The 12,450-nt window shown below is 54.4% G+C and carries 10 protein-coding genes; 4 read left to right on the top strand and 6 right to left on the bottom strand.

What is annotated here, in order from left to right; translation table 11 throughout:
- Nucleotides 1-183: 183 nt before the first annotated feature.
- The 4 genes from ACYVHB_RS05330 to ACYVHB_RS05315 form a co-directional block, all read right to left on the bottom strand.
- Nucleotides 184-921, bottom strand: a complete 738-nt coding sequence (locus tag ACYVHB_RS05330) for an SDR family oxidoreductase (protein WP_461050333.1) — start codon at nt 919-921, stop codon at nt 184-186.
- Nucleotides 922-985: 64 nt separating this feature from the next.
- Nucleotides 986-1,957, bottom strand: a complete 972-nt coding sequence (locus ACYVHB_RS05325) for an alpha/beta hydrolase family protein (RefSeq protein WP_461050331.1) — start codon at nt 1,955-1,957, stop codon at nt 986-988.
- Nucleotides 1,958-2,147: 190 nt separating this feature from the next.
- Nucleotides 2,148-3,029: a helix-turn-helix domain-containing protein gene (locus tag ACYVHB_RS05320; RefSeq protein WP_461050330.1), complete on the bottom strand. Its 882-nt coding sequence runs from the start codon at nt 3,027-3,029 to the stop codon at nt 2,148-2,150.
- Nucleotides 3,030-3,194: 165 nt separating this feature from the next.
- A complete protein-coding gene (locus ACYVHB_RS05315) occupies nt 3,195-4,313 on the bottom strand; it encodes an NADH:flavin oxidoreductase (protein ID WP_461050328.1) in 1,119 nt (372 codons plus the stop codon).
- 102 nt (nt 4,314-4,415) lie between these two features.
- On the opposite strand from ACYVHB_RS05315, the gene ACYVHB_RS05310 reads away from it, so the two are divergent.
- The 4 genes from ACYVHB_RS05310 to ACYVHB_RS05295 all read left to right on the top strand — a co-directional run bounded on the left by ACYVHB_RS05310 (nt 4,416) and on the right by ACYVHB_RS05295 (nt 6,352).
- Complete coding sequence (locus ACYVHB_RS05310) at nt 4,416-4,760, top strand: winged helix-turn-helix transcriptional regulator (RefSeq protein ID WP_461050326.1); 345 nt, start codon at nt 4,416-4,418, stop codon at nt 4,758-4,760.
- 29 nt (nt 4,761-4,789) lie between these two features.
- A complete protein-coding gene (locus ACYVHB_RS05305; protein ID WP_461050324.1) occupies nt 4,790-5,356 on the top strand; it encodes a Crp/Fnr family transcriptional regulator in 567 nt (188 codons plus the stop codon).
- Nucleotides 5,357-5,481: 125 nt separating this feature from the next.
- Nucleotides 5,482-5,871: a RidA family protein gene (locus ACYVHB_RS05300; protein WP_461050322.1), complete on the top strand. Its 390-nt coding sequence runs from the start codon at nt 5,482-5,484 to the stop codon at nt 5,869-5,871.
- 163 nt (nt 5,872-6,034) lie between these two features.
- Nucleotides 6,035-6,352 (top strand): transposase family protein, encoded by a 318-nt coding sequence (locus ACYVHB_RS05295; RefSeq protein ID WP_461050320.1) that lies wholly within the window; start codon nt 6,035-6,037, stop codon nt 6,350-6,352.
- A 450-nt stretch (nt 6,353-6,802) separates the two neighbouring features.
- Here the strand turns inward: ACYVHB_RS05295 and ACYVHB_RS05290 are convergent, their stop codons facing one another.
- Entirely contained in the window at nt 6,803-7,975 is a 1,173-nt protein-coding gene (locus ACYVHB_RS05290) for an efflux RND transporter periplasmic adaptor subunit (protein ID WP_461050318.1), read from the bottom strand.
- 46 nt (nt 7,976-8,021) lie between these two features.
- Complete coding sequence (locus ACYVHB_RS05285) at nt 8,022-12,413, bottom strand: CusA/CzcA family heavy metal efflux RND transporter (RefSeq protein ID WP_461050316.1); 4,392 nt, start codon at nt 12,411-12,413, stop codon at nt 8,022-8,024.
- Between the last annotated feature and the right edge of the window lie 37 nt (nt 12,414-12,450).

The raw sequence follows: 12,450 nt of genomic DNA, 5'->3' as shown, positions 1-12,450 counted from the left end.
TCAGTGACGCTCCGATAGGCAGCGATAAGGCCCGTCGGTTCCGAAGGAGCGACAGCATTCTTGAGTTTTTCTACACGTGTGGTTTTGCCCGGCAAGTTTTGATGGCTAACAGCTAAAGCCGTGATAGCCCTGCCGTAGACGTAAGGCGCAGGTAAGACTATCACGGCAACCAGGAGATGGAGACTACCAGGGAATTTCGCCTGTCTCCGGGTTGTTTTCCTCGCTGATAAATTTTCCGGTCGGTCCGTCGGCGTCAAGGATGGCGTATTTGACCAACCGCGCACCAGCCTCGTCAACCGTACCGGTGCCCCGGTGATTGTTGAAATCCGTGTCCGTAAAACCGGGGTCCACTGCGTTCACTTTGAACGAAGTATTCCGCAGCTCGTAGGCCAGCACAATGGTGTACATGTTGAGGGCGGCTTTTGAGGTATGGTAAACCGCGCCTTTATTGGGATAATACTTCCAGGTGGGGTCGTTGTGCAGGGTGAGCGAACCCATGCCCGAGGTGACGTTTACGATGCGCGGCTGTTTCGACTTTTGCAACAGATCGAAGAAGGTCTGGGTAACCAGCACGACGCCAAATACATTGGTATCGTACACCTGCTTAAAAATCCTAATGTCTGTACCGGTGGCCGATTGCGGCATCCCCCCGTTTACACCGGCGTTGTTAATCAGCACATCCAGTACGTCGGTTTTCTGGCCGAGCGTTGCCCGGGCGGCTTTGACTGATTCCGGCTGGCTAACATCCAGTTGGATGGCTTCTACGTCGTGGAGGCCTTCGGCTTTTAGTTGCTCGACGGCTTCCTGGCCATTAGCTACACTGCGGCTACCCAGGTACACGTAATAGCCTTTTTGGAGCAGTTGGCGAGCGGTCTCGTAACCAATGCTTTTGTTGGCTCCGGTGATTAATGCGGTTTTCATGATTTCTATGTTTACTAATTTAATGGCAGACCTGTCTTCGTGACTGGCTTTATTGAGCCGACGCTTATTTGGTTTCTACCCGGCCCAGCGGATGGGGGCTGTCCATCAGGTCGTCACAGGCTGCGTGCCAGGCGGGGTCTTCGGGGTAAAGCGCGGTGCGGAGGTAGGCCCAGGTAAGCTGCTGAACCACCGCCACCCGCTCGGGGTTTTCGTCCGTCGTCTCAGCCGCGTCGTACCCGGAGATACCGCCCAGGATGTGCTCTCCATCGAATATGGTCAGCAGAGACTTAGGGCCGGAACTCCGATAATACGCATCCGAACGCCAGTCCAGACGCTCCGAGAAATTGACGTTGACATCTTTGTCGCCGACAATCACCAGTGTCGGCAGTGTCATCTGGGCGAAATTATTGTTTCGCAGGACCGGATAATGCTCGGACGCGAACGTTGAAAGATCGGCCCCATTACCGGGCGCACCGATCAGTACAAACGCTTTGATCCGGGGTTCAGCGAGGTCCACTTCCTTTCCATCGTTGGGATCAATGAGCCGCATACCCGCGAGCATGCCGACCGTATGCCCACCCAGCGAATGCCCAACGGCGACAATCCGGCTTTTGTCCAAGCGTCCGCTGAGTTCCGGAACAGCGGCCTCAATGCCGTCAAGCTGGTCGATGATGCGCTTCATGTCCTCCACGCGCGACCGCCAGAACAACGGGGCATCAGGACCGCCCAGGCTTAACGTTTTTGAACTTAGATGGGTGGGCTGGATCACCACGAAGCCGTGAGCCGCCCAGAAATTGGCGAGCGGGCCGTACCCGTTTAGGGAAGACAGATGATTTGATCGTCCGTGGCCGTGCGACAGGAGGATGATGGGTAGGTCACGTCCGGTTACGGGCGCGGAAACGCGCATTTGTAGATCTACAGCGCGGTCCGGCGCGGCCAGCATGACCGGACTTACCGAGAAGACGGGCGTGGGTGCGTTCATCGCCACATCGCCCGGCGCGTAGGCCCTCGGCGAAATTGATTGGGTACTTTCCATTGCGTTGCGTGTTTAACGGTTTTGTGTTGACCTGTCCGGTTTGGGAACCAATCCGTTTAGCATGATTGGGGTAGTTCATACCCTGGCATGTCAGCGAATCGGGATGCTTGTCCCGTCCAGTTTTAACACGACAAAGTTCCGGTTAAACGCAGCGCATTAGTAAAGAGAATCAAACCAAAAAGTATGACTTTCAAACCTTGGCCGTTCGGAAGGCCTTGGGAATATTACCGGTGACGCGTTTGAAAAAGTTGTTGAAGTAGGTGGGGTAATCAAACCCCAGGCCGTAGGCGATGTCGGCCACGGGCCAATTGGTATGCTGCAATAGTGCTTTGGCTTCGGCGGCAATCCGTTCCGCAATGTGAACAGACGTTGGTTTGCCAGTCACTTCCTTGACCGCCCGGTTGAGGTAGTTAACGTGTACCGAAAGACTTTGGGCAAAGTCCTGGGCCGTTCTTGCCCGAAGGGGTTTATCGGTGCTTTCAATGGGAAATTGCCCTTCCAGTAATTCGGTAAACAACCGGGTGATCCTGATCGCGGCATTCTGCTGGGTTAGCGCCCGTTGTATGGGCTGGAGCCTGAGGGCTTCGTGCAGGAGAATTTCGATGCAGTTCCTGAGCAATTCATCTTTGTGCTCATAATCAGTTCGGTGAACCGATAGCATCTGCTGAAAAAGGCCGGTCATAAATACCGTCTGTTCACCCGTAAGGGGAAGTACGGGTGCAGCGTCAACGCGAAACAAGGGGGAGTTGTGCAGGAGTTCGGTGCGTTCCCGGCCCGCAATGAAGGCTTCGGTAAACACACAGGCATAGCGTTTTTCGCCTGTCGAACGGTCCACAACCGAATGGGGTACGTGGGGATTCGCGAAAAACAGGAAGGGACCATCCATATCAATCGTTTGCCCACCTGAGTGAATGGTCATGTCGCCCGTCACCAGCACGATCTTGTAGAAATCCCGTCGACCATGGACAGGTGGAGGAGGCACGGTCCCGGCGATTTCGTGGACGTTGAAACCTCTGGGTTTTAAATCGACACTTGTGAAGGCCACGCTTTGGGGTACAGATGTACTGTTCATGCCCCAAAGTTAATAGAATCAAATCTTAACTCAGCACTTAGGCAAAGGTATATCAAAGCAGGCAACGATGCGCATTCCCCATACGACAAGTGGCTGCGCATCGTTACCCTATCCCTGTTGCCGTCGGTACTCGGCTATAGGGGGGTGTGTCGGTGGTTGGGTTAATTAATGATAGATGCCTAAGTTGGCGGCCTCAAAATGGGTCAACTCGTCAAACCGGTTTTGTTTCACCTTTTGCACCCACTCCGGGTCCTGTAACAGTGCCCGGCCTACCGCCACTAAATCGAAATCACCCCGGTCGTACCGGCGCATCAATTCAGTCAGGTCCTGTGTCTGCGCCCCTTCCCCTTTGGTGAAAGCCCCCAGGAAGTCGTTCGACAGCCCTACCGAACCTACCGTAATGGTGGGCTGCCCGGTGATTTTCTTGGCCCAGCCCGCAAAATTCAGGTCTGAGCCGTCGAACTCGGGTTGCCAGAACCGGCGGTTTGAGCAGTGAAAAATATCGGCTCCCGCTTCGGCCAGCGGCTGCAACCAGGCCTCCATTTCCTGAGAAGTGTGTGCCATACGGGCGGAGTAATCCTGCCCTTTCCACTGCGACAGCCGAATTAAAATGGCCAACTCCGGACCCACTGCGTTGCGAATCGCCTTGATGACTTCGGTGGCAAAACGGGTCCGTTCGCCCAGCGTTTGCCCGCCAAATTCGTCGGTACGGTGGTTGGTTTGTTCCCAGAAGAACTGGTCGATCAGGTAGCCATGCGCTCCGTGGAGTTCGATGCAGTCAAACCCCAACCGTTTTGCCGCCAGCGCTGCCCGCGCGAACGCATCGATGGTTGCGTACACATCGGCCGACGACATGGTATCCGGTCCTTCGTAAGGAACGGGGGGCCAATCGGCAGCAGTTGGCTGAATACCCACGTGCCAGAGTTGCGGCCCCATCTGCCCACCCTGCGCGTGTACGGCGTCGATGACCCGTTGCCAGCCCGCCAGCGAAGCCTCGCCGTAAAAATTGGGAATGTCTTTGAGGTTTTTGGAAGATGGGCGTTCCACGACCGTGCCTTCCGACAGAATCAGCCCGACCTCGGCTGCGGCCCAGCGACTGTAGTAGTCGGTTACAGCCTGCGTTGGTACGCCGTCGGTCGCCTGAGCGCGGGTCATTGGCGCCATCACGAACCGGTTGCGCGTGTGTAAAGTCTTGTAGCTGAAGGGTTGGAAAAGTGGAGTGAGGTCCGGGGTAACGGCGTCGAGAGCCACCTGGGGCGCATTCGTCGATTGTTGCGTAAGCATTCGGTTAACTATGTATTGGTTTCACTATTGAACTGACGATAGTTTAAAATAGTTACTATTGACAGGAGATAGTGGTTACCTCTACTTTACCAGAAAAATAGCATGAACAAGGAATCATTCGTGTGCAGCGATTGCGCCGTCACCCGGTCCATGGCTTCTTTAGGTACGCGCTGGAAGCCCCCCATTATTTACGCCCTGCGGGAACGTACAATGCGGTTTGGGCAGTTGGCCGCTCACATCAGCATCATCTCGCGGAAGGCCCTGACTGACTCGTTGCGGGAGTTGGAACAGGATAGTATTGTGGTCCGACAGGAGTTTAAAGAATTACCGCCCCGGGTGGAATACAGCCTGACGGACAAGGGCCGCGAACTGGTACCGATTCTGGTCATGCTTTCCGACTGGAACCAACGGCACCAACCATCCGAAGAGACCAGCCCTGCTGTATAGTGGGGAACCGCACCGCTACATCTCCATACATGATGCAGGAAAAACTAAGGGAACACATCGAAAAACGAGTACTGCTAACCGATGATGAGTTTGCGTTTGTGCTCGATCACGTTACGGTCAAAAAAATTAAGAAACACCAGTTCCTGATTCAGGAAGGCGAACCGGTCAAGTACGCTTACTTCGTGGTGTCGGGACTGTTAAAGCTGGTTTATACCGACGAATCAGGCAAGCAGCACATCGTTTCGTTTGCCATGGAAGATTGGTGGGAAAGCGATTTTGGGGCTTATTTCACCCAGACTAAAGCGACCCTATCAGTAAAGTGCTTAGAAGACACGGTGGTGTTTTGCTTATCGCTGGAAAGCTACCATACCTTATGCACCAGTCTTCCAACATTTGAACGCTTCTTCCGGCAATTAGCCATTGCTGGTTCGATTGCCGCCCAGCAACGCATCCTGTCGTTGCTGACCACCCAGGCCAAAGAGCGGTATGAGCAACTACTGAAACAGCATCCTGCCTTAATTCAACGGGTACCTAAAACCTTGCTTGCTTCTTACTTGGGGGTCTCGCGCGAGACCCTGAGCCGACTAAGGGCTTAGCCTTACTGCCAGTCGTTGAAATTGTGAGGTTTGTCACGCAAAAACAGGGTGGGTTGTTCTGAGCTTTGCAGTGTTCATTTTTTATCAACTACTGTGCCTACAGTGGCACGAACAAAGCAAAGCAAATGGAAAAGCGAATCATTAACCCCTGGCAATGGCAGGATCAGCGCAGTTATGCGCAAGGTATTGAGGTGAAACAGGCCCAAAGCACCCTCTATTGTGCCGGGCAGGCAGCCATCGATGCGGATGGACAGTCGAGTACCGGCGACATGAGAACTCAACTGATGCTGGCCATTCAAAATGTAGAACAAGTCATCAGCGAGGCTGGGTATGAATGCTGGGACATTGTACGGCTGAATATCTACACCACGTCGTCAGCCGAGTTTATGACGTGCTTTGATCTACTTCAGGATTGGGTCGCCAGGCATGGCATCCGGCAAGCGACTACGTTGCTTGAAGTGAAAAGCCTGTTTGAAACCTTAACCGTTGAATTAGAAGCTACAGCGGTGAAATAGCACAAAAGCCTGAGGGTGGCGACGGTGCTGTGTACCCATCCTTGGAGGGCAGTGATGATCCGTCACTTATGCAAAGTCAAAACGCCAACTATAAGCGACCCAACCCCGGAAGCAGAAACCCACGTAAAATAAGCTAACCGCTGAAAAGCCCGCGTCGTATAGCATGACTTCATCCTCTTCGGGTGACAAAAGAGGGAGCCGCTCACTGATCGCAGTACTGTTGGAGAAAGTCTATGGTGATCAGGCTTACAATGGGGTATTCGCCCAGGCGTTAGGCGAGTGGAGCATTGATTTCGAGAAGGCTTCGCGTCCCGAATCGGTCCGGGTTTTTATACCGGTGGCCAAGCGATGGGTCGTCGAGCGAAGCATTGCCTGGAGTAATTTCTTCCGGCGAATCGTCAAGGATTACGAGTACACGGTATCTTCTTCGGTGAGCTGGCTTTACCTGGCCAACATTCAGATCATGTTACAGCGAATATAGGCCTGACACCGAATATAATTCCCCAACACGTTCTAAATCAAAAGGCATTCCAGCTAAATCTGTCTTTCAAGGAGTGATGACCTTTGCCGTGTCATTAAATAGAAACTTAGTTGTTATAAAAGCAGTACGAATTCACCAGTTCGGCGGGCCGGTGGTCATGAACGTCGAAGGGCTGTGTGATACCGAAATTGCTGCTTAGCCGTAGCCGCGCTGTCGTAGGCCGTCTGCCAGTTCTAAGCTTGTCCAAAACCCGCCATCAGCCACAAACAACCAATAAGTAGACAGGTAGAAGAGAGGTTCACATCAAGTTCAGTTAACTAAACTTACAAATTTTATTGGACTTCGTAAATCGCTGACCATCAAATTACATATATAAATTTAGTTAACGAAACACTCCAATCAGTCTAGCACGTCTTTATTAAGCGGTAGTAACGAAGAATGGCTTCCAGCTTACTCCTCTTCCTCCTCTCCCTTTGTCAGTTGCGCTTCGAGCAGATACGCACCGTTGACGACGACTTTTGTCAGATTCGTGGGCATCTGAGGGATTACTTCAATCCGCCCCTGAGATGCCTGACCCAGCCGGACCGCAATGCGTCGGTACGTCCGGGCCTGGCCGGTTGGCACATACACGAATCCAGTTTCACCTTTGCGCACCACGGCCTCCTCCGGCAGCGTTGTAGCGGTGCGGGAGCCGGTCAGGACGCGGGCGTTCAAAAACATGCCGGGAATGAGCCGTGCTTCCTGACGTTCGTCGTCGATGTGTCCGTGAATGGTAATCGTTCGGGCATCACCCGCGAACGCTTTTCCAATCAGATACACGCGACCCCGTACCGTTTCGGACCCAAGTTTGGGATCGTTGAGCAAAATCGTTTGCCCATTTTTAATTTTGAACGCATCATTTTCAAAAACGCTGAGTTCAAGGTGTTTGTGATCCTGATTCATGACTTCAAACAGCACATCCGCCGTAGCCACCTGCTGACCAAGGTGAATGTTGGACGCCGTCACGAACCCCGCAACGGGCGACGTAATCCGCATCACGGGCAGCAGTTTTCCCTTGTTGAGCGTCTCGACCGACAGGCCAAGTGTTTGCAGTTTGAGCGCCAGCGAACTCACCAGTGCCCGGTTGCTGCCATAGTCCGCTTCGGCCTGCTGGAGCCGCTTTTTGGCCCCCACTTCTTCGGCGTTCAGCGTTTTCTGCCGTTGTAACTCAGCCTGCTGGTACGTTAACTGGCTGATGGCTTGCAGGTAATCCTGCTGCATCTGGATATAGTCGAGACTCTGAAGCGTTGCCAGCGTTGCGCCCTTGCCCACCCGCTGCCCCGGCAGAACATTGACGCTCTTGATAACGCCATTGATGAGCGGACTTATCGAGGCCATGTACTGCGGAGGCACGTCGACAGTGCCGGTCGTTTTTACCTCGTCGCTGACGGTCGTTTGCATGGCCGAACCAAGTTGAATGTTCATGGCGGTTAGCTGCTCCGCCGTTATCGTGATCTGGTCAGATACGGGTTTTGTGGTCTCAATGGCAGGTAGCCGCTCCGTGTCTTCAGTGGCGGATTTGCCAGTGCAGCCCGCAATGAAGGTAATCAGGCAGATACTACAGATAGTTATGAATCGGTTCATACGGGATTGAACTTGGGGTAGACTGGAATTAATGATGCGTCCTACGCTATAATCCCAATGCGTGTTCGGTTTGAATAATGACGTTTGAGTAACTGAGTACCGCATTGAGGTAGTCTTCTTCAATAACGAAGGCCTGCTGAATAGCCTGAAAAAACTCGACGTAGTCAATCTCCCCGGCGCGGTAGCTTCGGAGAGCGGTTGATTGAATCAGCCGTGCCTGCGGAAGTGCCCCCTGCTCAAAGTAAGTCAGCGAGGCCCGTAGCGTTTCGGCATTGCGTTGCAGGATAGTTAATTGACCGGCTAATTGCGTTTGGGCGTACGTAAAGGCATTATCCGTAATCTGCTCGTTGACACGGGCAGCCGTGATCCGTGCCCTCTCGGCCTGGGTAAACAACGGTAGCGACACGCCCACCTGCACAACATTATACCCCACTTCGCGCAGAATCGACTGGTTGTAGTACCCAAGCAGCAGGTCAGGTTTGAGTCGCTGCCGTTCGAGGTACGTCTGGTTTCGGCTGACGGTCCGGTCCTGCTGCAAAACGGCCAGCGCCGGATTGCTATTTATCCGGGACGAATCGACCACAAACAGATTAATCCCGGTCAAATCGCGACGGAGGATTAGTGATGTGTCGGCGGTGATCGGGTCGGTGGTGTTAACGAGCAATTGCAGTGCCTGCGTGTTGGCGTCGATGTCGGCACGCAGGGTCAGTTGCCGAAGCCGGACACTTTGCAGGCGTGTTTCAGCCGATACCTGCTCCAGGCGGTTGGTTTCGCCGGTTTTGTACCGCACGGCAGCCGCACGAGCCGCGTTTTGGTACAGGCTATCCTGTCGTTTCAGCAAATTCGATAACTGAGCATCGTACAGAAGCCGGTAATAAACCTGCTTGATTTCGGTGTACAACGCCACTCGCCGGAGCGCAAGCCGACGCTCGGCCGATGCAGCCGCACCTTGGTAAAGCTGCTTCTGTGCCCGGTAGAACGATGGCAGCGCAACCAATTGCGTAACGCCCACTATATAATCCGTAGGGCGGGCCTGCGTTTGGCCTACCTGAAGTTCCAGATTCGTTTTGGCCGGGTCGAAGGCCGATCCAATCAGCGCCCGCTGACTTTCAACCTCCAGCGCACTGCCGCGCAGCAGCAGACTTTGCCGATTGGCAAGGTCGAGGGTTTGGGCGAGCGTGAGGACTGTAGACTTCTCCGGTGAGGGCTGCGCAGCTACCAACCCACTTACCATCAGCAAAACCAACGCAGTTGGCACCACCGGAACAGGCTGGACCGTTCCCCGTTTGGTTTTACCCGACACCAAACTGTACAGCACGGGCAACACAATTAGGGTCAGCAACGTGGCGGTTAGCAAACCACCAATAACGACCGTGGCCAGCGGTTTCTGCACCTCCGCCCCGGCTGACGTCGACAGGGCCATTGGCAGGAAACCAAGCGAGGCCACGGCGGCCGTCATAATCACCGGCCGGAACCGCACCCGGAGACCATGCAGGATGCGGTCGTTTAGGCTCCATTGACCCGGTCGGCCCTCCAATTCTTTTTCGAGTTCGTTGAAGTAGCCAATTAGCACGATACCGTTCAGCACAGCCACGCCGAAAAGAGCAATAAAGCCAACGCCCGCCGAGATACTGAAAGGCATATTCCGAATCCATAACGCCAGCACTCCGCCAATGGCCGCCAGGGGAATGGAACTAAAAATCAGCACGGCGTACTTTAGTGATCCGAACGTGGCGAACAGCAGCAAAAAAATCAGGAACAGCGCCACCGGAACCGCAATACTCAACCGGTCTTTGGCGCGTTGCAAATTTTCAAATGCGCCCCCATACGTAAAATAGTACCCAGCGGGTAGTTTAATCCGGGATTCGATCCGTTGCTGAATGTCGTCAACTACGCTCTCCACGTCGCGGCCCCGGATGCTGACGCCAATGGTGATGCGCCGTTTGGTACCGTCGTGCGAGATCTGCGCCGGAGCCTGAACATACTGAATTGCCGACACTTCGCTCAGCGGAATACTACCTCCGGTCGGCAACGATACGTACAAACCACGCAGGTCCGTGATGGCCTGCCGGTTCGCACTGTCTAAGCGCACAACCATGTCGTAGCGCCGTTCGCCTTCGTAAACGGGACCGGTAATTTCGCCCGCAAAGCCCGCCTTAATGAGTCGGTTCACCTCGGCAACCGACACGCCGTACTGGGCCAGTTTAGCCCGATCATATTGAACATTGATTTGTGGTAATCCCACCGTTTGCTCCACGCGCACCCCCGCAACCCCCGGCACGGTTGCGATTAGCCGACCGCTGGTGGTGGCCTGATCGAAAAGCGTCTGTAAATCGTCGCCGAAGATTTTGACGACAATGTCGGACTTCACGCCCGTCATCATTTCGTTAAAGCGCATCTGAATCGGCTGGGTAAACTCCGCTGATGAACCGGGTACTTCCTGCTCCAGCACCTCCGCCATTTTCGCGGCCATATCCTCGCGGTCCGTGGCGTTGGTCCACTCGGAGCGGTCTTTCATGTTCATCATCAGATCGCACTGTTCAACGTTCATTGGATCGGTTGGAATTTCGGACGCGCCAACGCGGGCCACCACCTGCCGAATCTCGTGGAAGTGCGTTTGCAGTGCCCGTTCTGCTTTTAGCGTGGCGTCGATAGTGGCCGACAGCGACGTGCCCGACGGCATACGGAAGTCGATGGCCATGTCGCCCTCGTCCAATTGCGGGATAAATTCACCCCCCAGCCGACTGAACAGCAGGATTACGCCCGCCAGCAGCCCAACGGCGATGAGAACGGTCGTTTTACGCCAGCGCAACGCCCATTTGGCCAGCGGTTCGTAGTGCCGGTAAAGCCAGTCCATCAGGCGATCAGACAGGGTGCGCTTGTTAGTCACGGTTCTGGGCAACAGCAAAGCCGCCATCATCGGTACATACGTCAGCGACAGAACGAGCGCGGCCAGAATAGCAAACGACACAGTTTCAGCCATCGGCTGGAACATCTTGCCCTCGATACCGGTCAACGATAGAATTGGCAGGTATACAATCAGGATGATAATTTCCCCGAAAGCCGCCGACCGCCGAATTGCCGAGGCCGATTCAAAAACGGCTTCGTCCATTTCGTTGGCACTAAGCGTTCGGCCGATGAAGCGTTTATCCTGACCAAAATGATGCAGTACCGCTTCGACGATAATGATAGACCCGTCGACGATCAGCCCAAAGTCGATGGCTCCCAGGCTCATCAGATTAGCCGACAGACCCAGCGTTTTCATCATACCCAGCGTAAAGAGCATCGCCAGCGGAATCACCGACGCCACAATCAGCCCCGCCCGCCAGTTGCCCATCAGTAACAGCAGCACGAACACCACAATCAGTCCGCCTTCGAGCAGGTTGCGCTCGACGGTGCTGATGGTTTTGTCGATCAGTTTGGTCCGGTCAATGAACGGCACGACCCGGATGCCTTCGGGCAGCGACGACTGAATTCGCCTGATTCGTTCTTTTACGCCATTAATGGTCGTTTCTGAGTCGGCTCCTTTCAGCATGAGCACGATACCACCCACGGCTTCCCCCTGCCCGTTACGGGTTAAGGCCCCAAACCGCACGGCGTGACCAAACCGGACCGTGGCTACGTTACCAATCCGAATGGGTATCCTGCCCCCCGCCCCGTCGGACCGATCCTCCCTAGTGCTGACGATTGTGTTTTCAATGTCACTCAAACTGCCAACAGCGCCCTCACCCCGGATAAAATAAGCCTGACTGTTACGCTCGATGTAGCTGCCACCGGTGTTAGCATTGTTGCGAATCATGGCGTCGGCAAGTTCGGTGAGCGTCACGCCTGACGCACGCAGCCGGTTGGGGTCAACCGCTACCTCATACTGCTTCAGATAACCACCGAAACTACTAATCTCGATCACGCCCGGAATACCCGCCAACTGCCGCTTCACAATCCAGTCCTGAATGCTGCGTAGCTCCGTAAGCGAGTACTTACCCTCGTAGCCAGGCTGTGGCACGAGGGTATACTGGTAGATTTCGCCCAAACCGGTGGTAATCGGGGCCAGGAACGGTCGACCGTAATCGGCCGGGATCGCCTGAATAGCGGTCTGTAACTGCTCCGACACCAACTGCCTGGCCCGGAGCATCTCCGTATCTTCAGTGAAGACAACCGTCAGCACAGAGATACCTAATTTAGAGACCGACCGAATTTCTTCGACGTTCTGAAGGTTGGCCATTGCCAGTTCGAGGGGCGTGGTAATGAACCGTTCGGTCTCCTGAGCGGCCAATGCGGGCGTCTGCGTAATAACGACGACCTGGTTATTGGTAATGTCGGGGACGGCATCGACCGGGAGGTTGTAAGCCGAGTAGCCACCCCAGCCGATAAGAGCGAGCACGAACGCACCAACGACTAATTTATTCCGAATACTAAGCCGGATAATGGCATCAAACATGAACAGACAGGAAAGAGCGAGCCACTGAAGCGGTTCG

The organism is Spirosoma arcticum (assembly GCF_054779955.1).
The sequence above is the reverse complement of the archived record's forward strand: the minus strand, read 5'-3'. Positions and strand labels throughout refer to the sequence as shown.